The 24,677-nt window shown below is 58.3% G+C and carries 24 protein-coding genes and 2 pseudogenes; 18 read left to right on the top strand and 8 right to left on the bottom strand.

Annotation, left to right across the window (positions count from 1 at the left end):
* Window positions 1-125 precede the first annotated feature (125 nt).
* The 12 genes from urtA to I9H09_RS21165 all read left to right on the top strand — a co-directional run bounded on the left by urtA (window position 126) and on the right by I9H09_RS21165 (window position 11,774).
* Complete coding sequence (gene urtA, locus I9H09_RS21110; RefSeq protein WP_005888615.1) at window positions 126-1,391, top strand: urea ABC transporter substrate-binding protein; 1,266 nt, start codon at window positions 126-128, stop codon at window positions 1,389-1,391.
* Between the two features lie 172 nt (window positions 1,392-1,563).
* The gene (gene urtB, locus I9H09_RS21115) at window positions 1,564-3,153 is read left to right on the top strand and encodes an urea ABC transporter permease subunit UrtB (protein ID WP_122312905.1); all 1,590 of its coding nucleotides are present in this window, start codon (window positions 1,564-1,566) and stop codon (window positions 3,151-3,153) included.
* On the top strand, window positions 3,153-4,232 hold the full coding sequence (gene urtC, locus I9H09_RS21120) for an urea ABC transporter permease subunit UrtC (RefSeq protein ID WP_122312906.1): 1,080 nt from the start codon (window positions 3,153-3,155) through the stop codon (window positions 4,230-4,232). Before urtB ends, urtC begins: the two co-directional genes overlap by 1 nt.
* Window positions 4,229-5,089: an urea ABC transporter ATP-binding protein UrtD gene (urtD, locus tag I9H09_RS21125; protein WP_122346547.1), complete on the top strand. Its 861-nt coding sequence runs from the start codon at window positions 4,229-4,231 to the stop codon at window positions 5,087-5,089. The genes urtC and urtD overlap by 4 nt, the downstream gene beginning before the upstream one ends.
* 74 nt (window positions 5,090-5,163) lie before the next feature.
* Window positions 5,164-5,862 (top strand): urea ABC transporter ATP-binding subunit UrtE, encoded by a 699-nt coding sequence (gene urtE / locus I9H09_RS21130; protein ID WP_053931581.1) that lies wholly within the window; start codon window positions 5,164-5,166, stop codon window positions 5,860-5,862.
* A 48-nt stretch (window positions 5,863-5,910) separates the two neighbouring features.
* The gene (locus I9H09_RS21135) at window positions 5,911-6,756 is read left to right on the top strand and encodes an urease accessory protein UreD (RefSeq protein WP_122346546.1); all 846 of its coding nucleotides are present in this window, start codon (window positions 5,911-5,913) and stop codon (window positions 6,754-6,756) included.
* A 43-nt stretch (window positions 6,757-6,799) separates the two neighbouring features.
* Window positions 6,800-7,102 (top strand): urease subunit gamma, encoded by a 303-nt coding sequence (gene ureA / locus I9H09_RS21140; RefSeq protein ID WP_005888604.1) that lies wholly within the window; start codon window positions 6,800-6,802, stop codon window positions 7,100-7,102.
* Between the two features lie 10 nt (window positions 7,103-7,112).
* On the top strand, window positions 7,113-7,655 hold the full coding sequence (locus I9H09_RS21145; RefSeq protein ID WP_005888603.1) for a GNAT family N-acetyltransferase: 543 nt from the start codon (window positions 7,113-7,115) through the stop codon (window positions 7,653-7,655).
* 10 nt (window positions 7,656-7,665) lie between these two features.
* Window positions 7,666-8,199 (top strand): GNAT family N-acetyltransferase, encoded by a 534-nt coding sequence (locus I9H09_RS21150; protein WP_122312910.1) that lies wholly within the window; start codon window positions 7,666-7,668, stop codon window positions 8,197-8,199.
* On the top strand, window positions 8,196-8,504 hold the full coding sequence (locus I9H09_RS21155; protein WP_005888601.1) for an urease subunit beta: 309 nt from the start codon (window positions 8,196-8,198) through the stop codon (window positions 8,502-8,504). Before I9H09_RS21150 ends, I9H09_RS21155 begins: the two co-directional genes overlap by 4 nt.
* A gap of 113 nt (window positions 8,505-8,617) precedes the next feature.
* Window positions 8,618-10,318 (top strand): urease subunit alpha, encoded by a 1,701-nt coding sequence (ureC, locus tag I9H09_RS21160; protein WP_236502269.1) that lies wholly within the window; start codon window positions 8,618-8,620, stop codon window positions 10,316-10,318.
* 293 nt (window positions 10,319-10,611) lie between these two features.
* Window positions 10,612-11,774, top strand: a protein-coding gene (locus tag I9H09_RS21165; RefSeq protein ID WP_122268885.1) for an IS3 family transposase whose coding sequence is annotated in 2 segments (ribosomal slippage) — window positions 10,612-10,864 and window positions 10,864-11,774 — 1,164 coding nt in all. Because the reading frame shifts where the segments join, the coding sequence is not laid out codon by codon here.
* 219 nt (window positions 11,775-11,993) lie between these two features.
* Here I9H09_RS21165 and I9H09_RS26980 read toward each other — a convergent pair.
* Both I9H09_RS26980 and I9H09_RS21175 read right to left on the bottom strand, forming a co-directional pair.
* Window positions 11,994-12,230: pseudogene (locus I9H09_RS26980) on the bottom strand (thioredoxin); the annotation flags it as partial.
* Between the two features lie 14 nt (window positions 12,231-12,244).
* Window positions 12,245-12,802 carry a thioredoxin family protein gene (locus tag I9H09_RS21175; protein WP_230855601.1) on the bottom strand — a complete coding sequence of 186 codons (558 nt, stop codon included), beginning with the start codon at window positions 12,800-12,802 and terminating at the stop codon, window positions 12,245-12,247.
* Here I9H09_RS21175 and I9H09_RS21180 point away from each other — a divergent pair.
* Window positions 12,773-13,903 (top strand): sensor histidine kinase, encoded by a 1,131-nt coding sequence (locus I9H09_RS21180; RefSeq protein ID WP_054997466.1) that lies wholly within the window; start codon window positions 12,773-12,775, stop codon window positions 13,901-13,903. The two genes, I9H09_RS21175 and I9H09_RS21180, sit on opposite strands and share 30 nt — an antisense overlap.
* Window positions 13,904-13,962: 59 nt before the next feature.
* Here I9H09_RS21180 and cbpA read toward each other — a convergent pair.
* Window positions 13,963-14,906, bottom strand: a pseudogene (gene cbpA, locus I9H09_RS21185) (curved DNA-binding protein).
* Between the two features lie 313 nt (window positions 14,907-15,219).
* Between cbpA and I9H09_RS21190 the strand changes: the two are divergent.
* Window positions 15,220-16,485 (top strand): Hsp70 family protein, encoded by a 1,266-nt coding sequence (locus I9H09_RS21190; RefSeq protein WP_122347937.1) that lies wholly within the window; start codon window positions 15,220-15,222, stop codon window positions 16,483-16,485.
* Window positions 16,486-16,600: 115 nt separating this feature from the next.
* On the opposite strand, the gene I9H09_RS21195 is transcribed toward I9H09_RS21190, so the two are convergent.
* The gene (locus I9H09_RS21195) at window positions 16,601-17,611 is read right to left on the bottom strand and encodes an AI-2E family transporter (RefSeq protein WP_005888590.1); all 1,011 of its coding nucleotides are present in this window, start codon (window positions 17,609-17,611) and stop codon (window positions 16,601-16,603) included.
* Window positions 17,612-17,799: 188 nt separating this feature from the next.
* Window positions 17,800-18,090 (bottom strand): PsiF family protein, encoded by a 291-nt coding sequence (locus I9H09_RS21200; RefSeq protein WP_024670367.1) that lies wholly within the window; start codon window positions 18,088-18,090, stop codon window positions 17,800-17,802.
* Window positions 18,091-18,241: 151 nt separating this feature from the next.
* On the opposite strand from I9H09_RS21200, the gene I9H09_RS21205 reads away from it, so the two are divergent.
* Window positions 18,242-19,123: a DMT family transporter gene (locus I9H09_RS21205; protein WP_024670368.1), complete on the top strand. Its 882-nt coding sequence runs from the start codon at window positions 18,242-18,244 to the stop codon at window positions 19,121-19,123.
* Here the strand turns inward: I9H09_RS21205 and I9H09_RS21210 are convergent.
* Entirely contained in the window at window positions 19,120-19,353 is a 234-nt protein-coding gene (locus I9H09_RS21210) for a hypothetical protein (protein ID WP_005888582.1), read from the bottom strand. The two genes, I9H09_RS21205 and I9H09_RS21210, sit on opposite strands and share 4 nt — an antisense overlap.
* A 311-nt stretch (window positions 19,354-19,664) precedes the next feature.
* On the opposite strand from I9H09_RS21210, the gene osmE reads away from it, so the two are divergent.
* Complete coding sequence (osmE, locus tag I9H09_RS21215; protein WP_005888580.1) at window positions 19,665-20,003, top strand: osmotically-inducible lipoprotein OsmE; 339 nt, start codon at window positions 19,665-19,667, stop codon at window positions 20,001-20,003.
* A 653-nt stretch (window positions 20,004-20,656) separates the two neighbouring features.
* On the opposite strand, the gene I9H09_RS27340 is transcribed toward osmE, so the two are convergent.
* Window positions 20,657-20,743: a small membrane protein YohP gene (locus tag I9H09_RS27340; protein ID WP_441344152.1), complete on the bottom strand. Its 87-nt coding sequence runs from the start codon at window positions 20,741-20,743 to the stop codon at window positions 20,657-20,659.
* Between the two features lie 211 nt (window positions 20,744-20,954).
* On the opposite strand from I9H09_RS27340, the gene I9H09_RS21220 reads away from it, so the two are divergent.
* The gene (locus tag I9H09_RS21220) at window positions 20,955-21,494 is read left to right on the top strand and encodes a ferritin-like domain-containing protein (RefSeq protein WP_005888575.1); all 540 of its coding nucleotides are present in this window, start codon (window positions 20,955-20,957) and stop codon (window positions 21,492-21,494) included.
* 243 nt (window positions 21,495-21,737) lie between these two features.
* On the opposite strand, the gene I9H09_RS21225 is transcribed toward I9H09_RS21220, so the two are convergent.
* Window positions 21,738-23,804, bottom strand: coding sequence for an AsmA family protein (locus I9H09_RS21225; RefSeq protein ID WP_024690941.1), 2,067 nt, complete (start codon window positions 23,802-23,804; stop codon window positions 21,738-21,740).
* Window positions 23,805-24,026: 222 nt separating this feature from the next.
* Here I9H09_RS21225 and I9H09_RS21230 point away from each other — a divergent pair, with 222 nt between their 5' ends.
* Window positions 24,027-24,659: a TetR family transcriptional regulator gene (locus tag I9H09_RS21230; protein ID WP_024670370.1), complete on the top strand. Its 633-nt coding sequence runs from the start codon at window positions 24,027-24,029 to the stop codon at window positions 24,657-24,659.
* The last annotated feature ends 18 nt before the right edge of the window (window positions 24,660-24,677 follow it).

Raw genomic sequence — 24,677 nt, forward strand, 5'->3', positions numbered from 1 at the left:
TTCGTTCCATTTTGCGACGTATCAACGTTTGGCCCAGCATTTGCTAAAGCTTGATCAGCGCTATTGTTCGCCTACAACCAGAATCCCCAGACCCGATCCTAAAACCATACGAATGGAGTCCACTGATGAAGCGTCGCAGTCTGATCAAAGCCTTCACCCTGTCCGCATCGATCGCCGCCATGGGGCTGACCTGGACCGTTCAGGCTGCAGAGACCATCAAGGTCGGCATCCTGCATTCGCTGTCGGGAACCATGGCCATTTCCGAAACGTCGTTGAAAGACATGGCGTTGATGACCATCGACGAGATCAATGCCAAGGGCGGCGTAAACGGCAAGATGCTCGAACCCGTAGTTGTGGACCCCGCCTCCAACTGGCCGCTGTTTGCTGAAAAGGGTCGTCAACTGCTGACCCAGGACAAAGTGGCCGTGGTGTTCGGCTGCTGGACGTCGGTCTCCCGCAAGTCGGTTCTGCCAGTGTTCGAGGAACTGAACGGTTTGCTGTTTTACCCGGTGCAGTACGAAGGCGAAGAAATGTCGCCCAACGTGTTCTATACCGGTGCAGCGCCTAACCAGCAGGCCATTCCTGCGGTCGAATATGTCATGAGTGAAGACGGCGGCTCGGCCAAGCGTTTCTTCCTGCTGGGCACCGACTATGTCTACCCGCGTACCACCAACAAGATTCTGCGCGCGTTCCTGCATTCCAAAGGCGTGAAAGATACCGATATCGAAGAGGTCTACACCCCATTCGGTCACTCTGACTATCAAACCATCGTAGCCAACATCAAGAAGTTCTCCGCCGGAGGCAAAACAGCTGTCATTTCCACCGTCAACGGCGACTCCAACGTGCCGTTTTACAAGGAACTGGCCAATCAGGGCCTGAAAGCCACCGACGTTCCCGTGGTGGCATTCTCGGTAGGCGAAGAAGAACTGCGTGGTATCGATGCCAAGCCTCTGGTAGGTCACCTGGCCGCCTGGAACTACTTCCAGTCTGTGGAAAACCCGGTCAACAAGAAGTTCGTTGCCGACTGGAAAGCCTATGCCAAAAAGAAAAACCTGCCGGGCGCTGACAAAGCCGTAACCAACGACCCGATGGAAGCGACTTACGTTGGCATCCACATGTGGGCGCAGGCGGTCGAGAAAGCCAAATCCACCGATGTCGACAAGGTCCGTGAAGCAATGGCCGGGCAGACGTTCGCCGCTCCTTCGGGCTTCACCCTGACCATGGACAAGACCAACCATCACCTGCACAAGCCAGTGATGATCGGCGAAATCCAGGACGATGGGCAGTTCAATGTCGTCTGGGAAACCAAGGACCCGATCCGCGCCCAGCCCTGGAGCCCTTACATTCCCGGCAACGACAAGAAGCCGGATGCTCCGGTGAAGAGCAACTGACCCTCGATTGATGATCGCTCCCACGCTGAACGTCATGCACAGGCCCTGAAGCATCTGAAACAGGGCTTCAAGGCATCTGCCCGAAGGATGTGGGAGCGAACGAGTTCTCTCCCACGGCCTGCGGCCAGGATCAAGAGCAGACGGCGCCCTACCAAATCAAGGCCATATTGATATGCCTTCTTACTTCTACCGCTTTATTCTCGCCATCAGCCTGCTGCTGCCCGTTGTGGCTCAGGCCAGCGACGCCAGTGATTTTGTCGCAGCCAGTTCCTCGAAGCAGGCAGAACTGCTGGAAACCTGGGCCGCCACGCCGACGCCGGAACGTGTCGCACTGCTTGAAGCCCTGCGCGACGGGCGGGTTGGCGCCGACAGCAGCAAGCGCGCCTGGATCGAAACCAACGATCAATACGTCGCCGTCGATGCACAAGCACCCGCAGCGGCGGACGCCCCAAACCCTGACGAACCGCGCAGACTGCGCTTGAACAACCGGTTGCGAGGGCTGGTGGAAACGGCACTTGCCAGCCACCAGCTGCTGGCGTCTGACAGCGCCGTTCGCCTCGCAGCGGCCCAACAGTTACAGCGAAGTGCCCGCCCGGCACAACTGGAGCTGCTCAGCCAGAGAGTGGCCAGCGAAACCGACGCTGGCGTTAAAAGTGCGCTGACGCTGGCCCTGGCTAACCTGCAGATGGTCGACTCAAGCCCCACGGTGCGCCTCGCCGCCGTCAGGCTGCTGGGCGAAACCGGCGACCCGCTGGCCCGCACTCGTCTTGAATCATTGCTGGCGCCAGGTGTGGAAAACGACGCATCGGTCCGCACCGCTGCCGAAACCAGTCTGGCTCAGGTCAAACGCAAGCTGTTGATCGGCGAATTGCTCGGTCAGGCGTTCAGCGGCATGTCGCTGGGCTCGATCCTGCTGCTCGCTGCATTGGGCCTGGCAATCACCTTCGGCCTGCTCGGCGTGATCAACATGGCGCACGGCGAAATGCTCATGCTGGGTGCCTACTCGACTTACATGGTGCAACTGATGTTCCAGCGCTATGCGCCGGGTGCCATCGAGTACTACCCGTTGATCGCACTGCCGGTGGCGTTTTTTGTCACCGCCGCGATCGGCATGGCACTGGAACGAACAGTGATTCGCCACCTGTATGGCCGCCCTCTGGAAACCCTGCTCGCCACTTGGGGCATCAGCCTGATGCTGATTCAGGCAGTGCGACTGGCCTTCGGCGCGCAGAACGTCGAAGTGGCAAACCCCGCATGGTTGTCCGGCGGGATCCAGGTGCTGCCCAACCTGGTGCTGCCCTACAACCGCATCGTCATCATCGCCTTCGCGCTATTCGTGGTGGTGCTGACCTGGCTGCTGCTGAACAAGACCCGACTGGGTCTGAACGTGCGTGCCGTGACCCAGAACCGCAACATGGCCGCCTGCTGTGGCGTGCCGACCGGACGCATCGACATGATGGCCTTCGGGCTGGGGTCGGGCATCGCAGGCCTGGGCGGCGTCGCGCTCAGTCAAATCGGCAACGTCGGTCCTGACCTTGGCCAGAGCTACATCATCGACTCATTCCTGGTGGTGGTGCTTGGCGGTGTCGGGCAACTTGCCGGGAGTGTCACAGCCGCCTTCGGCCTGGGCATCGCCAACAAGATTCTTGAACCGCAGATCGGCGCCGTACTGGGCAAGATCCTGATCCTCGCGCTGATCATTCTGTTTATCCAGAAACGTCCGCAAGGCCTCTTCGCACTGAAAGGACGGGTGATCGACTGATGAGCCAGCCACTGATGATAACCGCCGCGCAAAAAGTCGGCCCCAAAGGCACGCTGACTGTCGGCATGCTGATCCTCGCCGTGCTGCTGGCACTGCCGCTGCTGTCGTTGTTGCCAGCCGGTAACAGCTTTCAGGTCTCGGCCTACACCCTGACGCTGGTCGGCAAGATTCTCTGCTATGCCATCGTCGCCCTCGCCCTGGACCTGGTGTGGGGCTACGCGGGCCTGCTCTCGCTGGGCCACGGCTTGTTCTTCGCACTGGGCGGCTATGCGATGGGCATGTACCTTATGCGCCAGGCAGCCGGTGATGGTTTGCCTGCGTTCATGACATTCCTGTCGTGGACCGAGCTGCCGTGGTACTGGGCGGGCACCGATAACTTTCTCTGGGCGTTGTGCCTGGTGGTTCTGGCGCCGGGATTGCTGGCGTTGGTGTTCGGCTTTTTCGCTTTTCGCTCGCGCATCAAGGGCGTGTACTTTTCGATCATGACCCAGGCCCTGACGTTTGCCGGCATGCTGCTGTTCTTTCGTAACGAAACCGGTTTTGGCGGCAATAACGGCTTCACCAACTTCCGCAGCATCCTGGGCTTCAGCATCAGTTCGCAAGGCACTCGTGCGGTGCTGTTTCTGAGCACTGTCGCGTTGCTGGTCGCGAGCCTGTACATCGGCTGGAAGCTGGCACAGAGCAAGTTTGGCCGGGTACTGACCGCGCTGCGTGATGCCGAAAACCGGTTGATGTTCTGCGGTTACGACCCGCGCGGCTTCAAACTGTTCGTCTGGGTGTTGAGCGCTGTGTTGTGCGGCCTGGCCGGGGCCTTGTACGTGCCGCAGGTCGGCATCATCAACCCCGGCGAAATGTCGCCGACCAACTCCATCGAAGCCGCTGTGTGGGTGGCTCTTGGCGGTCGCGGCACGCTGATCGGCCCGCTGCTCGGTGCAGGCCTGGTCAACGGCATGAAAAGCTGGTTCACGATGGCTTTCCCGGAGTACTGGCTGTTCTTTCTCGGCGCGCTGTTCATCATCGTCACGCTGTACCTGCCCAAGGGCGTGATCGGTCTGCTGAAGAAAAGGAGCGAGCAATGAAAACCACTCCGACGCCCTCGTTCATGCTTGAGCCGATTCTGGCCCCCAACTCCGACGCAGGCACCAGCCGCGACGCGGTAGGCCTTGGCAAAAGTGCCGGCAAGGGCCTGAACACACGTCATGGCACGATCCTGACACTGGAAGACATCAGCGTCAGTTTCGATGGTTTCAAGGCCTTGAATGATCTGAATCTGTACATCGGCGTGGGCGAGCTGCGCTGCATCATCGGCCCCAATGGCGCAGGCAAGACCACGCTGATGGACGTCATCACCGGCAAGACCCGCCCCAGCCAAGGCAAGGCCTGGTTCGGCGAGACACTGGACCTGACGCAGATGAGCGAAGTGCAGATCGCGCAATCAGGGATCGGCCGTAAATTTCAGAAACCCACGGTATTCGAAGCCCTCAGCGTGTTCGAAAATCTGGAGCTGGCGCAGAAGATCGATAAATCGGTGTGGGCCAGTCTGCGTGCGCGCTTGAGCGGCGAGCAACAGGACCGCATCAACGAGGTGCTGGAAACCATCCGTCTGGCCCCTTCCATGCACCGCCCGGCAGGGTTGCTGTCGCATGGCCAGAAGCAGTTTCTGGAAATTGGCATGCTGCTGGTTCAGGACCCGCAACTGCTGTTGCTCGATGAACCGGTGGCAGGCATGACCGATGCCGAAACCGAGTTTACTGCCGAGCTGTTCAAAGGACTTGCAGGCAAGCATTCGCTGATGGTGGTGGAACACGACATGGGCTTCGTCGGCTCGATTGCCGACCACGTCACTGTGCTGCACCAAGGCAGCGTATTGGCCGAAGGCTCACTGAACGACGTACAGGCCGACGAACGCGTGATCGAAGTCTATCTGGGGCGCTGATGAGAGCCCCCCATCGAACCGACACTACGCGTCGCAGAACTGCGATTACGCTGTAACACACGAGAAAATCAACCATGCTCCAGGTCGAAAAGCTCCATCAATATTACGGCGGCAGCCACATCCTGCGCGGGCTGTCTTTTGATGTGAAGGTCGGTGAAGTCACCTGCCTGCTGGGCCGTAACGGCGTCGGCAAAACCACCCTGCTGCGCGTGCTAATGGGCCTGCTGCCCTCGAAAGAAGGCACGGTGCAATGGGAAGGCAAAACCATCACGGGCATCAAGACCCATCAACGAGTGCATGCCGGTATCGCTTACGTACCACAAGGTCGGGAAATTTTCGGACGGCTGACGGTCGAGGAAAACCTGCTGATGGGCCTGTCGCGCTTTCCCGGCTCCGAGGCCAAAGAGGTGCCTGCCTTCATCTACGAGCTGTTCCCGGTGCTGCTGCAAATGAAACATCGTCGCGGCGGCGATCTGTCCGGAGGCCAGCAGCAACAACTGGCAATTGGCCGGGCGCTGGCAAGTCGTCCGCGCCTGCTGATTCTCGATGAGCCCACAGAAGGCATTCAGCCCTCGGTCATCAAGGAGATCGGCGCGGTCATCAAGAAACTGGCCGAGCGTGGCGACATGGCGATTCTGCTGGTCGAGCAGTTCTATGACTTTGCGGCAGAACTGGCAGATCAATACTTGGTGATGTCGCGAGGTGAAATCGTCCAGCAGGGCCGGGGCGAGAACATGGAAGCCGATGGCGTGCGCGGGCTGGTCACCATATGAGGCGCCAATCAGTTATCGTGCAGCCCTTGATCAGCCATTGAAGACGCCATGAATCTGCCTGCACACACTGCCTTGTTCACACCCAGCTGGCACGCCGAGCTGGAACTGGGCTATGGCCGTTTCGACGACTGCACGCGCCCGACCCAACGCCGCCACAAGGGCCCCTTGCGGGTCCAGAAACATTTGTACGCCGAAGGCCCGCATGTGTGTCAGCACATCATCGTCCACCCGCCTGGCGGCATAGCCGGGGGCGACCGCCTGGATATTTCGGCCACCGTCGGCGCCAATGCTTGGGCGCAGCTGACCAGCCCTGGCGCGGCCAAATGGTATCGCGCTGCCAGCCCGGCGTTTCAGCAACTGGAGCTGCATGTCCAGCCCGGAGCGACGCTGGAGTGGCTGCCACAGGAAACCATCGTCTTCAGCAATGCTCAGGCCGAGCTGACCACGCGCATCGAGCTGCACGGTGACGCCCGACTGTGCTACTGGGACGTCGTGGCGCTGGGCCGTCCGGCCAGTGGCGAACGTTTCGAACACGGCCATTTTCAATCGCATCTGGATATTCGTCGCGACGGAACATTGCTCTGGCATGAGCGGCAACGCATTATCGGCGGTGACGGGCTGCTGGATTCGCCTGTCGGCCTGGACGGCAAAACGGTGTTCGCCACCCTGCTGCTGACCGGCGAAGTGGCCAGCGACCTGCTTGAAGACTGCCGCTCGCTGTCGATGCCCAATCCGGTTCGCGGTAACCTGACACAGTTGCCGGGGTTGTTAGTCGCGCGCTGTCTGGCCGACGAGGCCTTGCACGCCAGGGCCTGGCTGATAGAAATCTGGAAACGCCTGCGCCCGGCCCTGCTTGGCCGCGAGGCGGTAACGCCGAGAATCTGGGATACCTGATTCGGGTACGACCCACCACCGAATGTGAAGAAGTAGAAAGCCTATGGACCTGACGCCACGCGAAAAAGACAAGATGTTGATTTTCACCGCCGGACTGGTTGCCGAACGGCGTCTGGCGCGCGGGGTGAAACTCAATTATCCGGAAGCCATGGCCTACATCTCGGCGGCGTTGCTGGAAGGTGCGCGTGACGGCCAGACAGTCGCCGACCTGATGCACTACGGCACTACCCTGCTGAGCCGCGATCAGGTCATGGAAGGCATTCCGGAAATGATCCCGGAAATCCAGGTGGAAGCCACCTTCCCGGACGGTACCAAGCTGGTCACTGTACACCAGCCGATTGCCTGAAGGAGTGATCATGCAAGAGCTGATTCGCGATGCGCTGCCGGGCGATCTGCCGGGCATCCTGGCCATCTACAACGATGCAGTGCTCAATACCACGGCTATCTGGAACGAGCAGCCGGTCGATCTGGCCAACCGCCAGGCGTGGTACGCGTCTCGCCAGGCCCAGGGGTATCCGATCCTGATCGCCATTGACAGTGCCGGCGATGTACTCGGTTATTCATCGTTCGGGGACTGGCGCCCTTTCGAAGGCTTTCGCCATACCGTCGAGCATTCGGTTTATGTGCGCGCCGACCAACGTGGCAAAGGTCTGGGGCCGCGTTTGATGGCTGCTTTGATCGAGCGCGCGCGCACCTGTGACAAACACATGATGGTGGCTGCCATCGAAAGCGGCAACGCGGCTTCCATCGCCCTGCACGATCGTCTGGGCTTCAAGATCACCGGGCAGATGCCGCAGGTCGGTACCAAATTCGGCCGCTGGCTGGACCTGACATTCATGCAGCTTGATCTGTCCCCCGGCGCGGCGGCGCCCGCTTCGCAAGCCCCCGCCCCCCTCTAGAGAGCACGCCATGAACCATGCACAGTTGCGACGCGTCACCGTTGAAAACTTCGCGTATTACCGCCACGGCCTGGCGCAGTTGCTGTTCGACACGGTTCACGGCGGCGCTTCGATCGGCTTCATGGTCGACCTGGACATGGAGCAGGCTTACGCCTGGTGTGATGGCCTAAAAGCCGATATCGCTACAGGCAGCCTGCTGCTTTGGGTGGTGGCTGAAGAAGCGCATGTGCTGGCCAGCGCGCAACTTTCACTGTGCCAGAAGCCCAATGGCCTGAACCGTGCCGAAGTGCAGAAACTCATGGTGCAGCCAGCGGCCCGAGGTCATGGCCTTGGCAGACAACTGATGGAAGAGGTCGAGCAGGCTGCTGTGAAACACAAACGCGGGCTGCTGCATCTGGACACCGAAGCTGGCTCTACGGCTGAAGCCTTCTATCGCTCGCTGGCCTACAACCGCGTCGGCGAGCTGCCGGATTACTGCGCGACACCCGACGGTCGTTATCGACCAACAGCCATTTATTTCAAAACCTTGGGGCAACCGACATGATCCCTGGTCAGTACCAGATCCAGCCCGGCGACATCGAACTCAACGCCGGACGCCGCACCCTAAGTCTGACCGTCGCCAACAGTGGCGACCGGCCGATTCAGGTGGGCTCGCACTTCCACTTTTTTGAAACCAACGACGCCCTGACCTTCGACCGCGCCGCCAGTCGTGGCATGCGCCTGAACATTCCGGCCGGCACCGCCGTGCGCTTCGAACCGGGCCAGTCACGAGAAATCGAACTGGTGGACCTGGCGGGATTGCGCAAGGTTTTCGGCTTTGCCGGGCGAGTAATGGGCGAGCTGGATTGAGTCGTTTTTGAATATTATTCCTACGCGCCGCGTGGGATGCGTGCCAACGCGGAGCATTGGCACGATAGTCATAGTCAGTCGGGGTTGCGCATAACGATGCACAAGGAATCACTATGAAAATCTCCAGACAAGCCTACGCCGACATGTTCGGCCCCACCATTGGCGACAAGGTTCGACTGGCGGATACCGAATTGTGGATCGAGGTCGAGAAGGACTTCACCACTTATGGTGAGGAAGTGAAGTTCGGCGGTGGCAAGGTCATCCGTGATGGCATGGGCCAAGGCCAGCTGCTGGCTGCCGATGTGGTCGATACGCTGATCACCAACGCCTTGATCATTGATCATTGGGGCATCGTGAAGGCCGACGTCGGCATCAAGAATGGCCGTATTGCAGCAATCGGCAAAGCCGGTAATCCGGATATTCAGCCAGACGTGACCATCGCCGTCGGCGCGGCCACCGAAGTCATCGCAGGTGAAGGCATGATCCTCACCGCAGGCGGCGTCGACACACACATCCACTTCATCTGCCCGCAGCAGATCGAAGAAGCGCTGATGAGCGGCGTGACCACGATGATCGGCGGCGGCACCGGCCCCGCAACCGGCACCAACGCCACGACGGTCACCCCAGGCCCTTGGCACATGGCGCGCATGCTGCAGGCCTCGGATTCGTTCCCGATGAACATCGGCTTCACCGGCAAGGGCAACGTCAGCCTGCCCGGCCCACTGATCGAGCAGGTCAAGGCCGGCGCTATCGGTCTGAAACTGCACGAAGACTGGGGCACAACGCCTGCCGCCATCGACAATTGCCTGAGCGTTGCCGATGAATATGACGTACAGGTCGCCATCCATAGCGACACGTTGAACGAGTCAGGTTTTGTCGAAACCACCCTGGCGGCGTTCAAGAATCGTACGATCCACACTTATCACACCGAAGGTGCCGGTGGCGGCCATGCGCCGGACATCATCAAAGCCTGCGGTTCGCCGAACGTGCTGCCGAGTTCGACCAATCCGACCCGGCCCTTCACTCGCAATACCATTGATGAGCACCTGGACATGCTCATGGTCTGCCATCACCTGGACCCAAGCATTGCCGAAGACGTGGCTTTCGCGGAAAGCCGCATTCGCCGTGAAACCATTGCTGCCGAGGACATTCTCCACGACCTGGGCGCGTTCTCCATGCTCAGTTCCGACAGCCAGGCGATGGGCCGGGTCGGCGAAGTGATCATGCGCACCTGGCAAACCGCCGACAAAATGAAAAAACAACGCGGCCCGCTGCCGCAGGATGGCCCCGGCAACGACAACTTCCGCGCCAAGCGTTACATCGCCAAGTACACCATCAACCCGGCAATTACCCACGGCATCAGCCATGAAGTGGGTTCCATCGAGGTCGGCAAGTGGGCAGATCTGGTGCTATGGCGTCCGGCATTTTTCGGCGTCAAACCTACCCTCATTCTCAAAGGCGGGGCCATCGCTGCCAGCCTGATGGGCGACGCCAATGCTTCGATCCCGACACCACAACCGGTCCACTATCGCCCGATGTTCGCCAGCTATGGCAGCTCGCTGCACGCCACCAGCATGACCTTCATCAGCCAGGCAGCCTTTGACGCAGGCGTGCCGGAAACCCTGGGCCTGAAAAAGCAGATCGGCGTGGTAAAAGGCTGCCGCACCGTGCAGAAAAAAGACTTGATCCACAACGACTACCTGCCGGACATCGAAGTCGATCCGCAGACCTATCAGGTAAAGGCAGACGGCGTGTTGCTATGGTGCGAACCGGCCGATGTGCTTCCGATGGCGCAGCGGTATTTTCTGTTCTGAAAAAAATGGCCTTCGACTTCAGAAGGTCCTTCAATATTTCCCGCCAAGTTTACTCTGCGAGGCCAAGCAACTCGTTGATCTTGGCTCTGAACCAGAATTTCAAGTGAAAATTAACGGTTTCATCGATCTTTTTACCGTTCTTGAAAAAGATAACAGTCGGCGCTTTAGTCAAATTGTAGTTTAGCTCTGCAGTGGGGCAGGCGCCCGGCGGCACACGAAGCATGACGACCTGTAGTGGTCTAATGAAACCGGACACCCATTTAGGCGAGAATATCGCCAGAACGAGGTGTCAGATGACCAAACAACGCCGTACCTTTTCCCCTGAATTCAAACGCGAGGCTGCCGACCTCGTTCTTAAGCAGGATTACAGCTTCATTGAGGCCAGCCGCTCGCTTGGTGTCGGCGAGTCGGCTTTGCGCCGATGGGTCGACCAGGTGCAGCAAGAACGCACGGGCGTCACCCCGCAGAGCAAAGCGCTGACCCCGGAGCAGCAGAAAATCCAAGAGCTGGAAGCCCGAATTGCTCGCCTTGAGCGGGAAAAATCAATCTTAAAAAAGGCTACCGCGCTCTTGATGTCGGAAGATCTCGAGCGTTCGCGCTGATTGACCAGTTGAGCATCCACGAGCCGGTTGATTGGCTGTGCAAGGTGTTTGAAGTGACCCGCTCGTGCTACTACGCTCGGCGTCTCAGGCGCCGCACACCGGATGTAGAGCGCCTTCGATTGCGCAGTCGGGTGAACGAGTTGTTCACCCAAGGCCGCAGTGCTCCCGGTAGCCGTAGCATCATGGCCATGATGCAGGACGACGGTGAGCAGATCGGGCGATTCAAGGTACGCAGCCTGATGCGCGAGCTGGAGTTGGTCAGCAAACAACCGGGATCGCATGCTTACAAAAAGGCGACGGTCGAGCGGCCCGACATCCCTAATGTTTTGAACCGGGAGTTTGATGTGTCCGCTCCTGACCACGTCTGGTGTGGCGATATCACTTACATCTGGGCTCAAGGGAAATGGCAGTATCTGGCAGTTGTGCTAGATCTTTTTGCCCGCCGTGTTGTGGGCTGGGCGTTGTCGGGAAAGCCGGATGCCGACTTGGTCATCAAGGCCTTGGACATGGCTTACGAGCAGCGAGGGAAGCCTCAAGGTCTGCTGTTCCACTCCGACCAGGGCTCGCAATATGGAAGCCGGAGTTTTCGCCAGCGCCTTTGGCGATATCGCATGCGTCAGAGCATGAGCCGGCGAGGAAATTGTTGGGATAATGCGCCGATGGAGCGGGTGTTCAGGAGCCTGAAAACCGAGTGGATACCGACCATGGGCTACACGACGGTCCAACAAGCTCAGCGGGATATCAGCCATTTTTTGATGCACAGGTACAACTGGATTCGACCGCACCAATTTAATGGTGGGCTGCCACCGGCTCAGGCCGAGAAAAAACTTAACGTCGTGTCCGGGATCAGTTGACCACTACACCTCCTTCTCTTTCTTCTCTTTCTTCGCCTTCTCTTTCTTCTCCTTTTCCTCCTCTTTCTCGTCCTCTATCTCCTCCTCTTTCTCCTTCTTTTTCTCGCTGCTCGGGGTGCAGAATCCCAGCAACACCAACGGGTTGACTTCGCTCCATTTGCGATTGAAATCGTCATCGTTTTTAACTGTCTGGACGGTGGCTGCTTTTTTCTTGTAATTCAGAAGCGTTTCTTCGGATTTCAATACATCCAGTGCCTGCAGCGAATCGTTGATAGCGTCCAGCATACCCAGATCCTGACTGTTTTTTTCGCCCTGCAACACTCGGCTCAAAGCACTAAAAAACGTGAGCTTTCCTTGCGCTAGATCGCCCAGCTTGTTGGCCTTCTTGTCGGCCAGTATTCCCGAGACCAGCGTGATCTGTTCTTCGACGAACGCTGCGAATTCTGTCTTCAGCATGGTGAATATCTCCTTCATGAGGTGAGCAGCAATTCATCCAGCACGCGCACCATCCGCTCATTGGTCTGCAGCCCGACAATGTCTTCTCTTGCCCTTTTGCCTGCCTTGAAAAAAACGATCGTCGGACCGCAATTTATCTTGTATTCCTTTGAGGCCACGGGGTTCAAAGAGTCCTCGAGATCCAAATCCAGTTCGATATACACCCTGACCAGGATGGCTTTTTCAGCATACTTCTCTGCAAGATCATCAAAGATAACGTCCATTTTGGCGCTGGCTTTTTTTTCCTTCCCTTTCGTTGAGAACTCCACCGCCACAAGCTTGTGGTGGCTGGCCTCGACGACCTCTTTCTGGAAGATTGCATCGGTAACAGTTATTACACTCATGCGCTGGCCCTTCGTTCGATTAATCACAGATCGAACATAGGCCTGTGAAAAAAAGGCGTCTACTGACAGAAATGACAGTAAACGCCCTGTTTGTGGTGCCCTGTAAAGGGGGTAATATGCGCCATCTTTTTTACGTCCCTCCAGCAAGGTAGTCGGCACATGCGCCTTTCCGAATTCATCGTTGTTCATGTGGACCGCATCGTCGATGAATGGGAAGACTTTGCCAGAACGCTGAAACCGGCCGCCGAGAGCATGACCCGGGTTGAACTAAGGGATCACGCCAGGTCGATTCTGCTCGCGGCTGCACGGGACATGAATACCGCACAGAGCAAAAGCGAAGAGGTCGCCAAGGCTCGGGGCGAGGAGCTGAACAAGACGCCGAGCCTGGATGAAGCTGCCAGCAGTCATGGCGAGTTGCGCCATGAGGTAGGTTTTGATCTGGTGCAGATGACGTCCGAGTTCCGCCACCTGCGCGCCAGCGTCATACGTCTCTGGGCCGAGAATATGGCTACGCCGCAACGGGATGACCTTCAGGACGTAATCCGTTTCAACGAAGCCATCGACGAAGCGCTGGCCGAGTCCACCGCCGCCTACGCGGAGCGCGTCGGGCGCTCACGGGATATTTTTCTGGCCATCCTCGGCCATGATCTGCGCGCACCGCTTCAGGCCGTCAGCATGTCTACCGAACTGCTGGCGCGCAAAATATTGCCGGACGAAAAGACCCAGTCCTATGTATCGCGCATCCAGACCAGCACCCGGCACATGGGCGCGATGGTCAGCGATCTGCTGGAGTTCGTGCGCAGCCGGCTGGGCGCAGGGTTGCCGGTGGAGCGCAAATACATGGACCTGGCCGGCGCTTGTCGCGAGGCTATCGAAGAGGCCTGTGCAGGGCGACCGGGCTCGACGCCGGTCCTGAACATCGAAGGAAATACTGAGGGCCATTGGGACACCGGCCGGATCAGCCAGATGCTGCAGAACCTGATCGGCAACGCCCTGCAACATGGCGCGGCCAGTCACGAAATCACGCTCAGCGTCACCGGCAACAATAAAGCCGTGGTGCTGGTGGTACACAACGAAGGCAAGCCGATCGCAGAAGATGCGATCGGCACGATTTTCGATCCGCTGGTGCGCAGCACAGAGGAAGACAGCGAAACACGCGGCACGTCAACCAGCCTTGGGCTTGGCCTGTTCATCGTCAAGGAAGTGGTCAACGCCCACAGCGGTAGCATCACCGTGACCTCAAGCATTGCCGATGGCACCACCTTTACTGTGATGCTGCCAAAAAACTGAGCCCGTCAGGTTGTCGTGCCAATACGCTGCAAAGATGACAACCCGCGTTACATCGGCAATCAGCCCTTCCAGTGAGCCCGTGGATCAAACGAGGCGCTGTCGGCCAGTTTCTGCCAAAGCGCACGGGTCGCTTCATCCGTATGCTTGGGCACGACGATCTTGAGCTGGGCATACAGATCACCGCGTTCGCCACTTTTGGTCATCAGGCCGTTACCTTTTATGCGCAGCCGCTGACCGTTCTGACTGTCGGGACGTATGGTCAGGCTCAGCCTGCTGGTGAGGGTCGGCACGGCAACCTTGGTCCCCAGTACGGCTTCCCATGGCGCCAAGGGCACGGTGATCACCAGATCGTGGCCTTCGACCTCGAACATAGGTGTGGCGCCAGGCGAATAATCAGGTACCAGTCACCAGCGGCTCCGCCCGCCACACCAGGCGCGCCCTGCCCTTTAAGGCGAATACGCTCGCCATCGGTCACGCCCGCAGGAATCTTCACGTTCAGGGTCTTGGTGATGTCACCCATGCGCTGCCCGTTGGGACTGTGCTGAGGCACCTTGAAGCTGACCTGCTTGGATTCGCCCGACAGGGTCTCCTCAAGGAACACCGCCAGTTCCATTTCAACATCCTGCCCGGTGCGACCGGGGTTGCGGGTACGTCCGCCCTGCTGTGGCCGGCCACCGAAAATGGAGCTGAAAAACTCGGAAAAGTCTGCCGTTTCCTCGAATCCGCCAGCACCTGCTCCGGCGCGGCTTTGCCAGCCGGGCGGAGTCTGGAACGGACGCCCTTGTCGACCGTACTTGCGCAGCTCGTCGTACTCGGCCCGTTTGTCGGGGCTGCTGAGCACTTCGTAGGCTTCTGACGCTTCCTTGAACTTGTCTTCCGCGCCGGCTTCCTTGCTGACATCGGGATGATACTTGCGTGCCAGTTTGCGATAGGCGGTCTTTATCGCCTTGTCGTCCGCAGTGGGCTCAACGTCAAGTATCTTGTAGTAGTCTTTGAAATCCATGTAACGATCACCCATCCGATTTATCCGGCAAAGCCAGATACGCTGGCGTCACGCGCCCAGCTCCCTCCCTGTAGAGAGGTATCTGGATTACCTAACGTCGAAAAATGTACCGATAGCCAGCCGCGTTTGCAGGCGGTTCGAGTGTTCGACAACCTGGTCTACCGAGAATCCCTTCAAGATTGGGGGTAATGAGCCTCAGTTCAAGCCTTGGCGGCAAATACCGTCAGGCAAATATAAGCGACGTGTCGCGCTACGCAATTTGCGTGCGCTGACATAAACTGCGCGGCCGTTTTTTGACTGGAACGTAAAAGACATGAATGACCAATCCCCGGCCCGTGCCTGCGGCATCGATTTCGGCACGTCCAACTCCACTGTCGGCTGGCAACGACCCGGCGTGGAATCGTTGATCGCGCTGGAGGACGACAAGATTACCCTGCCATCGGTGGTTTTCTTCAATATGGAAGAACGCCGCCCGGTCTACGGACGCCTCGCGCTTCACGAGTATCTGGAGGGCTACGAAGGCCGCCTGATGCGCTCGCTCAAAAGCCTGCTGGGCTCCAAGCTGATCAAGCACGACACCAGCGTTCTGGGCACCGCGATGCCGTTCAAGGATCTGCTGGCCCTGTTTATCGGCGAACTGAAGAAGCGCGCCGAGCACTTCGCAGGGCGCGAATTCGAGCACGTCGTGCTGGGCCGCCCGGTACACTTTGTCGACGATGACGCGCAGGCTGATCAGGAGGCTGAGGACACGCTGGCCGAGGTAGCACGCAAGATCGGCTTCAAGGAAGTGTCATTTCAGTTCGAGCCCATTGCGGCGGCATTCGATTACGAATCCACCGTCATCGCCGAAGAGCTGGTGCTGATTGTCGACATCGGCGGCGGTACCTCGGACTTCTCGCTGGTGCGCCTGTCACCCGAGCGGCGCGAGCACGATGATCGCCAGCAGGACATCCTGGCCACAGGTGGCGTACACATCGGCGGGACCGACTTCGACAAGCAGTTGAGCCTGCAAGGTGTAATGCCACTGTTCGGCTACGGCAGCCGCATGAAAAGCGGCGCCTACATGCCGACCAGCCATCACATCAACCTGGCGACCTGGCACACCATCAACGCGGTGTACTCGCAGAAATCCCAGCTGGCACTCGGCAGCATGCGCTACGACATCGAAGACACCGGCGGTATCGATCGCCTGTTCAAGCTGATCGAACAGCGCGCCGGGCATTGGCTGGCAATGGAAGTGGAAGAAACCAAGATCCACCTGACCCATGCCGAACACCGTCATTTGCCGATGGACCGGGTCGAGCCCGAGCTGAGTGTGGAGCTGAGTCGGGCCATGTTCGAATCGGCGATCGACGCTCAGCTCGAGCGTGTGCGTAACAGCGTGACAAATTTGCTGAATGACGCAGGCGTGGGTGTCGAGCAGGTCAATACAGTGTTCTTTACCGGCGGTTCAAGTGGCATCCCGGCATTGCGCAACAGCGTCTCTGCGATGCTGCCCAACGCGCGCCATGTCGAAGGCAACATATTCGGCAGCATCGGCAGCGGTCTGGCGATAGAGGCGAAGAAGCGCTACGGCTAGGCGTATGATTCCTTCCCTGAGCATCGGAGCAGGGTTATACACAGGCCCGCTTTTGATTCTGGCCGAAGGCCGTGGGAGGGGGCTCATCCGCGATCTGTCGGGTACAGCCTAGACGCTAGACCAACCCTTCTTTCTGCAGTTCGCTCTTCAGGTACGCATAGTAAATCGGCCCTGCCACCACCCCCGGCAGGCCGAAGGCTGCTTCGAACAGCAGCATCGCCAGCAGCAACTCCCACGACTTGGCGTTAATCTGCCCGCCGACGATTCGCGCATTGAGGAAGTATTCGACCTTGTGGATAACGATCAGGTAACACAGCGCGGCCAACGCGACCCAGATCGAGATCGACATGCCGACGATGAAGATCAGCGTGTTGGACATCAGGTTGCCCACCACCGGCAACAGGCCGAGCAGGAAAGTCATGATGATCAGGGTTTTGGTCAGCGGCAGGTGGATCCCGCACAGCGGCAACACGATGGCCAGGAACACCGAAGTGAATGCGGTGTTCAGCAGGGATATCTTGATCTGGGCGAAGACGATATTGCGAAACGCCCGGCTGAGCAGGTACAGGCGGTCAAACAGCGCGGCTGCCAGGGGCTTGCGAACGTGGTCTGCGGAAATTCGCTGCAAGGCGATGATTGCGCCTAGCACCATGCCTATCAGCATGGTGACGAACATATGCGCCGCGCCCTTGCCGATCAATTGCAACTCGCCCACGTGCTTCTGCAGCCACAACCCGAGGGAAACCCGAAACTCTGCAGCACTGGCCGGCAGGTAAGCATCAATGAAAGGAGGCAACTGCCCGCGTGCGCGGTCTACCAGAACCATGAACTTGTCCAGCGAAGCACCGGGGTTCTCGGCCTCATGCAGCACAAAGCTGATGACGCCAGCAAAAATCAGCGTCAGCAGACTGACGACGACAGTGCCCAACAGCGCGACGGCCAGCCAGCGAGCACGTTCGCCGGAAATAAGACGCTGCAACTTGGGAGTCAGCATGTTGACCAGTTCAAACACCAACAGACCGGCTAGCAGGCTGGGCAACAACTTGAAAGGCAACACCATCAACAGGCCGCCAAACACAAGGATCCAGCTGGCGATTAACACCTGACGCGCAGAAAACGTTGGCATAGACCCTCAAAGGGCAACACTAGGAAGGTGGGCAGTCTGCCAGCCTTCTCAGCCGAGAACCAGTGATGCGAAGGGTGTAAAAAGCCAGGCGCAATTGTCCGCCCGATGATCGGCCCTTCAACTGCGCGAAAGTGCAGTGTTTACTGCACCCGCGCTGACCTCTGGCAGGAGCCGCCAGCGTCGGAAAATTATTTCTTCTTGAGACAATCACTCATGAAACTCTTGCGGGCATCGCCCTTGAGTGCCTCTGCGCTGGCCGTCGCATTACAGGTTTTCATCTTTTCCTGCTGAGTGGCAGCAGGCGCCGGCGCAGCTTTCAGGCAGGTACTCATGAACGTCTTGCGCTCGTCGCCCTTGAGCGATCTGGCACTGGCGTCGGCATTGCAGGTGGTCATCTTGTTCTGCTGCGTGGTGGCAGCAAAACCCTGGGCGGAACACATCAGGCCAACGAGCAACAAAGGGATACCTAACTTGTTCATCGATTGACTCTCCACATACCCTGCGCCGGACGGCACAGGCTGTGATTCAGTGTAGTCAGCATCGCAATACATGAAGGCTTAAGGTACATCGCCGCTGGCCTTTGCGAGAAACAAGCGGATAATTACCCCTCGTTTTAATGATGATGCCCTCATGCAATACGCTTTCCCGCTGATTACAGTCCTCATCTGGGCGATCAATACAGCTGTCACCAAGGCATCCGCCGGCGTGATCTTCCCGGCTGAAATAGGCTTTTATCGCTGGGCACTTGCTGCACTGCTGTTCACGCCGTTCATGCTCAGGCCCGTCTGGGCAAACCGTGCCGCCATCAGGCCGGTGCTGGGGAAAATCTTCATTCTGGCCGTACTGGGCACCGCGCTTTATCAAAGCCTGGCGTACTTCGCTGCCGGCCTGACTACGGCCACCAACATGGGCATCATTCAGTCGCTGGTGCCCATGATGGCGCTAGGGCTGTCGATTGCCTGCCTGGGCACTCGGCTGACCTCTGGCGCGCTGTGGGGGGCCGTTCTTTCATTCGCGGGGGTGGTCGTGGTGGTCTCGGCGGGGAATCCGGCCCAGTTGATCGAGCATGGTCTGAACCGTGGAGATGCGATGGTGCTGGTGGCAGCGACGTCCTATGCGATCTACAGCACGCTGCTGAAGAAATGGCAGTTGCGTCTACCGCCCCTGCAATTGCTGTATGTGCAGATCCTGCTGGCAATCATTGTGCTGTTGCCACCGTTTCTGCTGTCGCCTAAAACCGGCTTGAACGCGAGCAATATTCCGATGGTGTTATATGCCGCCATCCCCACCTCGATGCTCGCGCCGTGGCTGTGGATGACATCGATCATGCGCCTGGGGCCCAGCCGCACGACCTTGTTCTTCAACCTGATGCCCATTGCCACCGCATTGATCGCCGCGGCGACACTGGGCGAACAGCTGGCGCTCTATCACCTGGCTGGCGGAGCGCTGACCCTGTGCGGAGTCGTCCTCGCAGAACGCTGGACGACTCCGCTGCGGTCCAGGGCAGCCTAAGCAGTCGCGCTGCTTTCAACGCCCTCCAGGCTATGAATCGACACATCGGTGATACCGGCTGCGTGAGGCATGCCGGTATCGCCGCCGGGAAGCTCGTCCAGCTCTACGTGATGCTTGAGCGCCAGCTCGTGCACCACTTCGATGATGGGTACGTCCAGATTCTCGATAACGTCTACGTGGTGCTCGCCGAGCAGTGTGTACTCGATCTCATACAGCTCTTTATCGCTCATCGCATCTTCCTGGCCGTCACTGAGGATCGGCTGATTAACGAACTACGGTCTGAAAAACCTGACGATGACCTGACCCAAGGTCGAACCAGACGCTCGACCATGCCATCAGATTGACCTCAGTGTTTCATGAACGTGCCAGCAATTATTCGGCGAGCTGCTTTTCAGTCTCGGTCGAGGTATTTAGTCGCGGAAAAGCATCAGCGCGCAAGCAAATGCTGCCTCATCGCCATCTTTTTTTCGAACTCTCACCCCTCTTCCCTGCTCCAAGGCATACCGGGCCAAAACCGGCTCTGACTTGTGGAGCAATAACGATGTACAAGAAAATCCTCGCAGCGACCTTTGTATTGGCAACGATGGCTGGCTGCAGCAATACAACCGTGCAGAACCCGGTGGACTATGTCACTTATCGCAACGAACCACTGGTCAAGCAGGTCGAGAACGGCATGACCCGCCAGCAGGTCCGGACCATCGGCGGCGAGCCGTCGACCACGATCGAGCGCAAGGTCAATCCGGGGACGTGCAACAACTACGTGATGTACAAGGATGGCCATAAACAGGTCTACCACGTCAGCTTCAACAGTGATGGCCGCGTGACCAACAAAGGTTTCATGACCTGCGAACAGCGCGAGCAGAACGAAAAAGCGATGTAACCGAAATAACGCATAGAACTATCGTATAAAAGCCCGACGTGCAATGCGTCGGGCTTTTCCATGTTTAATGCTTAAACAATCAACGCACAATTAAACATTGCGTTTTAAATCACCTTTGACGCTTTGTAACTTATGTAAAGATTTGATGTTATAGCCGCTCACCGCAAACTATCCACGCTCCACCACTGATGGCCAAGTAACGGCTCATATGGCTTTTGATGCTTTTATTCAAATCGCAGACATCCCGGGCGAGGCACTGAGTGGGAAGTACAACAAATGGATCGTCGATGGCACGGCGGGCGGTAACGTGACAGGCGGTTGGGACCGAATCAATGATAAAAAGTGTTCGTGAGGCACGATCCTGCTATTAAGCTGAAGTGGATACTGCTTACGCCATGGATCACGCAGCTTACGCCATACACAGTTCTTATTCTATTTCAACTATAGACATTCTTTAGCACGCACACATAAATAGCTGGGCGGCGCAGATTACGGTGCTAATCGAACTGATCTGTTTCACTCAGACCGTGATTCCCAACGCCTGAACGATCTTGCGCTGCACATGACAGCAAACGCTCTGAAAAAGAAAACAATCACCGCGCCCCGAAGAATCCCCCAGGGCGCAGTGGCAAGGCCAACCATCAGGTTGACGCTTAGAAAACCAGCTTGAACAGGGCGATAACCACGACCAGGCCGATCAGAAAGATGATGCCGACGGTGCTTCCCAGGAATTTAAGCATTGTATGTATCTCCACGATTTATTTGGGTCTCTTGCTTGGGACCGCAGGGGATCGCGCTCGTTTCTTATATTTTTACATTTAGTCACACCCGTTCTGGCCAGCAAAAATCCGATAAAACTTTTTGGCCCTCTTGTACTCACAACCCTTGCTGATCTTGCCGGGCAACACACAGAGCGAGACCGCAAAACCTGATGAGTCCTGGAGATAAATGATGAATTCTGCACCGCAATCACAGCTATCCGATGTAACTACCCTGCGCCAGCGTGCGCGCCAGAATGTTGAGAATGGTGCGGTCACTGAAGGCTACAGCGCCGACCGTGAGACTGTATTGCGTCTGCTCAACGAGTCGCTGGCCACCGAGCTGGTGTGCGTGCTGCGCTACAAGCGCCACTACTTCATGGCATCCGGCCTGAAAGCCAGTGTCGCTGCGGATGAGTTTCTCGAGCATGCAACTCAGGAAGCCGAGCACGCCGACAAGCTGGCCGAGCGTATCGTGCAACTGGGTGGCGAACCGGAATTCAACCCGGACCTGCTGTCGAAGAACTCCCACGCACAGTACGTTGCGGGCAACACCCTGAAAGAAATGGTCTACGAAGACTTGGTAGCCGAGCGCATTGCCGTCGACAGCTATCGCGAGATCATTCAGTACATCGGTGACAGCGACCCGACGACTCGCCGTATCTTTGAGGAAATCCTGGCTCAGGAAGAAGAGCACGCCGATGACATGGCGGACATTCTCGAAGGCCTGTAACACGCGGCAAAAAGCGAAAAGCCAGGACCTGTGTCCTGGCTTTTTTGTGGGCGATGGATTATCGCGCTGGAGCGTGCGGAACGATGCTCTCTGGCGCTACGCAGATTCTCGTTCCCCACGCTCTGCGTGGTAACGCATCTCGTGACGCTTTGCGTCATCCGTCGCAGCCTTGACGCTCACTTCAGACCGAACGAGGTCCGGTTCCATTGAAGCCAGAGCGTGAAGAACCAGACGGCCCCCAGGTTACTTCACCGTCTTCGGCGCCTTGCCGGTGCGCATCTGTTCCAGCAGCGGCCCGCACTGATTCGGCGCACTGTCGCCAGTCGCCACCAGCGCCAGCAAGCCTGCCGCCGGGCCTACGGTTGCACCGAGCAGGACCATGCCCGCCCCGCGCAGCAGCAACGGACCGGAATGCACGCCGGCGTTAGGCTTGGCGAACGGGCCGTTGACGTACAGTGGCGAACGCAGCGAAAAGATGCGGAAGCCCTTGGACTCAGGGTTGATCTGCAAATCAAGCTGCTCGGTCTTCATGTTCGCGGTGCCGTCGATGTAGATGATGGCGTTCTCGGTATCGAAGACGAACAACTTACTGGTCGCCAACCCGTCCTTGATGCCGAAGTCGGAAGCCGCGCAATTGATCTTCACGTCCTTGTCGCCAAACAATTTGCCGACCACGTAATTACCAACGTTGAGCCCGGCAATTTCCATCAGGCCGCGACTGATAGCACCGTCGTTGACCAGCATTTTCATTTCGCCATTGGCGGTGCCCAGCAAGGCAGCGATGGAGTTGCCCCGCCCACTGATGTCAGCATCACCGTTCAACTCACCAAAACTGGTCTTCATCGGCTCGAAGGTCGGGAACAGCTGTTTGAGTTTGAAGTTGCGCGCAGACAGCTTTGCCCGACCCAGCAAGGGTTTGTTGCGCCCGTCGAGCCGGATGTCGCCATCCAGCTTGCCGCCCGCAACGCCGAAGCGCAGCGGCTCGAGGCTCAACTGGCCGTCGTCGAGAATCAAGTGCGTATAGAGGTCAGTGAACGGCAGATCAGGGCTTTGCACGATGCGCTTGCCGGTGAACTCCACGTCCGCATCCATTGCACGCCAGCGGTCGGTCTGGAACTCTTCTACCGGCAGGACCTTGCCCGAAGGCTGTTTGCTCTCGCCGCCACGTTTTTTCTGCGCGGCGTTGGAGTCGGCGCCGATCAGCGGCGCAAGGTCGCTAAACAGCAGTTGATTGGAGACCAGCACACCACTCAGCTTGGGCCGAGGCTGGCTGGCGACGTAACCCAGGTCGCCGTGAATATCGCTGTTACCGATCTTGCCGTTGAAGCCTTCGTAACGAAAACTCGCGCCCGCAGGGTCGTGCAGCTTGGCAATCAGCCGGCCGTCAGTGGCATAGGCAGGCGAATCCGGCAGCGTCACGCCAGTCAGCGGGTAAAGATTGCTCAGGCTCGCGCCGGACAATTTCAGGCGCAGGTCCAGCGCGCCGAGGTTCTGCGGGTCAGTCAGGGTGCCGGCAATCACCGCATGGGTGTCGCCGATCTTGACGTCTGCCTGTACCGGAAAGGGCTGATTGGCATCCTTGAGCGCCAGCAGGCCACCGATCTTGCCAGTGCCGTTCAGCTTCTGGCCGTGGTACTGGCCTTTGACAGCCAGCCCAAAGGCATAGTCCTGTGGCACAGCGCCTTTTTCCTGCGCCTTTTGCGCCTCTTTGCTGCCGACGATTTCGCCGAACGGAATTGGCTTGCCCAGCATGTCGATCACGACATCGAGATTGGCATTCAGCGTCTGATCATTGAAGCTCACCAGCCCCTTGTCGAACTTGATCGCGCCGATATCCACCACCCACTTGGACGGCTCGGCATCCGGATCGGACTTGGGCAGGTCAAAGACCCAGTTGGCACGACCGTCGGCGAGGCGCTCAAGTTTGGCTTCCGGACCGGTCAGGTCAATACGCGGAATGACCACTTGCTGCACCAGCAACGGCAGCAGCGAGAGACGAAATTCAACGTGCTTGAGTGTCACCATCTGCGGGGTTTTCGACCATTCCGGGTTGCCCAGCATCAAATCATCGGCCACAAAATGCGGCGAAGGCACCCAGGCACGCCAGCCACCCAGTTCAGGTTCGCGCGTCCAGCGCACATCCAGATCCCCGTTGATTGCAAACGGACGATGCAACGCCTCGCTGACTTTCTCGTTGAGAGTGGGTTTGATGCGGTTCCAGTCGAAAGTGACGATCACGATGACCAATAGGGCCAGCACCAGTAACAGCGTGGCGCCCGTCCAGGCGAAAATCTTGCGGCTGCGCGTCATGCGTGACTCTCCAGAAAACAGCGCCCCGACCCTGGCGCGCTGAATATGACTTGAATGTTCGACTGAAAAACGCGCCGAGGGTTTGATTTGAATATGAATCCGTGGCAAAAACCAGCACCAATGCTGTGCAGGCAATCAAAGACGCACCTTAAAACCCCTTCGACGTAAGCGAAGCGCATTTGCTAAAGTGCTGCACAGCCTAATCCAAGAAACATTTGAGCCATGCTGCCCCGCGCCGAACAGAAACAACAAACCCGCAGAGCCTTGCTGGACGCCGCCCACCAGTTGATGGAGAGCGGGCGTGGTTTCGGCAGCCTGAGCCTGCGAGAGGTGGCGCGCACGGCGGGCATCGTGCCGACCGGGTTCTATCGACATTTTGAAGACATGGACCAGTTGGGCCTCGCACTGGTCAGCGAGGTCGGTCAGACCTTCCGCGAGACCATCCGGCTGGTGCGGCAAAACGAATTCGCAGTGGGCGGCCTTATCCGCGCCTCGGTGAAGATATTTCTGGAGCGCGTGGCTGCCAACCGTTCACAGTTTCTGTTCCTTGCCCGCGAGCAATATGGCGGCTCGCTAAAGGTGCGGCAGGCGCTCGGGGCCTTGCGCGAAGGCATCAGCGCCGACCTGACCGCCGACCTGGCGAAAATGCCCAAATGGCGACATCTGAATGCTGATGCACTGTCGATCATCGCCGACCTGGTGGTGAAAAGCGTCTTTGCCATGCTGCCGGAACTGATCGACCCCCCACCCGCCTCGCTCGCCCCGCACCTGACCCCGCAGGCGAAAATCACCCAGCAGTTGCGTTTCATCTTTATAGGCGCGCGACACTGGCGAGGGCTTGGCAGCCACGATTGAAAGCGGTGCATCGCTCTG

It is taken from the genome of Pseudomonas tremae (genome assembly GCF_023278125.1).
Classification (GTDB): Bacteria; Pseudomonadota; Gammaproteobacteria; order Pseudomonadales; family Pseudomonadaceae; genus Aquipseudomonas; species Aquipseudomonas tremae.

Excerpts from the sequence above, each read along its gene's own strand:
- urtD (WP_122346547.1), top strand. The coding sequence starts at position 4,229 with ATGAAAACCACTCCGACGCCCTCGTTCATGCTTGAGCCGATTCTGGCC.
- I9H09_RS27340 (WP_441344152.1), bottom strand. The coding sequence starts at position 20,743 with ATGCTTAAATTCCTGGGAAGCACCGTCGGCATCATCTTTCTGATCGGC.
- osmE (WP_005888580.1), top strand. The coding sequence starts at position 19,665 with ATGTACAAGAAAATCCTCGCAGCGACCTTTGTATTGGCAACGATGGCT.
- I9H09_RS21195 (WP_005888590.1), bottom strand. The coding sequence starts at position 17,611 with ATGCCAACGTTTTCTGCGCGTCAGGTGTTAATCGCCAGCTGGATCCTT.
- I9H09_RS21190 (WP_122347937.1), top strand. The coding sequence starts at position 15,220 with ATGAATGACCAATCCCCGGCCCGTGCCTGCGGCATCGATTTCGGCACG.
- urtA (WP_005888615.1), top strand. The coding sequence starts at position 126 with ATGAAGCGTCGCAGTCTGATCAAAGCCTTCACCCTGTCCGCATCGATC.
- I9H09_RS21150 (WP_122312910.1), top strand. The coding sequence starts at position 7,666 with ATGAACCATGCACAGTTGCGACGCGTCACCGTTGAAAACTTCGCGTAT.
- urtB (WP_122312905.1), top strand. The coding sequence starts at position 1,564 with ATGCCTTCTTACTTCTACCGCTTTATTCTCGCCATCAGCCTGCTGCTG.
- ureA (WP_005888604.1), top strand. The coding sequence starts at position 6,800 with ATGGACCTGACGCCACGCGAAAAAGACAAGATGTTGATTTTCACCGCC.
- I9H09_RS21230 (WP_024670370.1), top strand. The coding sequence starts at position 24,027 with ATGCTGCCCCGCGCCGAACAGAAACAACAAACCCGCAGAGCCTTGCTG.
- I9H09_RS21155 (WP_005888601.1), top strand. The coding sequence starts at position 8,196 with ATGATCCCTGGTCAGTACCAGATCCAGCCCGGCGACATCGAACTCAAC.
- ureC (WP_236502269.1), top strand. The coding sequence starts at position 8,618 with ATGAAAATCTCCAGACAAGCCTACGCCGACATGTTCGGCCCCACCATT.
- I9H09_RS21220 (WP_005888575.1), top strand. The coding sequence starts at position 20,955 with ATGAATTCTGCACCGCAATCACAGCTATCCGATGTAACTACCCTGCGC.
- I9H09_RS21225 (WP_024690941.1), bottom strand. The coding sequence starts at position 23,804 with ATGACGCGCAGCCGCAAGATTTTCGCCTGGACGGGCGCCACGCTGTTA.
- I9H09_RS21200 (WP_024670367.1), bottom strand. The coding sequence starts at position 18,090 with ATGAACAAGTTAGGTATCCCTTTGTTGCTCGTTGGCCTGATGTGTTCC.
- I9H09_RS21175 (WP_230855601.1), bottom strand. The coding sequence starts at position 12,802 with ATGAACAACGATGAATTCGGAAAGGCGCATGTGCCGACTACCTTGCTG.
- I9H09_RS21135 (WP_122346546.1), top strand. The coding sequence starts at position 5,911 with ATGAATCTGCCTGCACACACTGCCTTGTTCACACCCAGCTGGCACGCC.
- I9H09_RS21180 (WP_054997466.1), top strand. The coding sequence starts at position 12,773 with ATGCGCCTTTCCGAATTCATCGTTGTTCATGTGGACCGCATCGTCGAT.
- I9H09_RS21145 (WP_005888603.1), top strand. The coding sequence starts at position 7,113 with ATGCAAGAGCTGATTCGCGATGCGCTGCCGGGCGATCTGCCGGGCATC.
- urtE (WP_053931581.1), top strand. The coding sequence starts at position 5,164 with ATGCTCCAGGTCGAAAAGCTCCATCAATATTACGGCGGCAGCCACATC.
- I9H09_RS21210 (WP_005888582.1), bottom strand. The coding sequence starts at position 19,353 with ATGAGCGATAAAGAGCTGTATGAGATCGAGTACACACTGCTCGGCGAG.
- I9H09_RS21205 (WP_024670368.1), top strand. The coding sequence starts at position 18,242 with ATGCAATACGCTTTCCCGCTGATTACAGTCCTCATCTGGGCGATCAAT.
- urtC (WP_122312906.1), top strand. The coding sequence starts at position 3,153 with ATGAGCCAGCCACTGATGATAACCGCCGCGCAAAAAGTCGGCCCCAAA.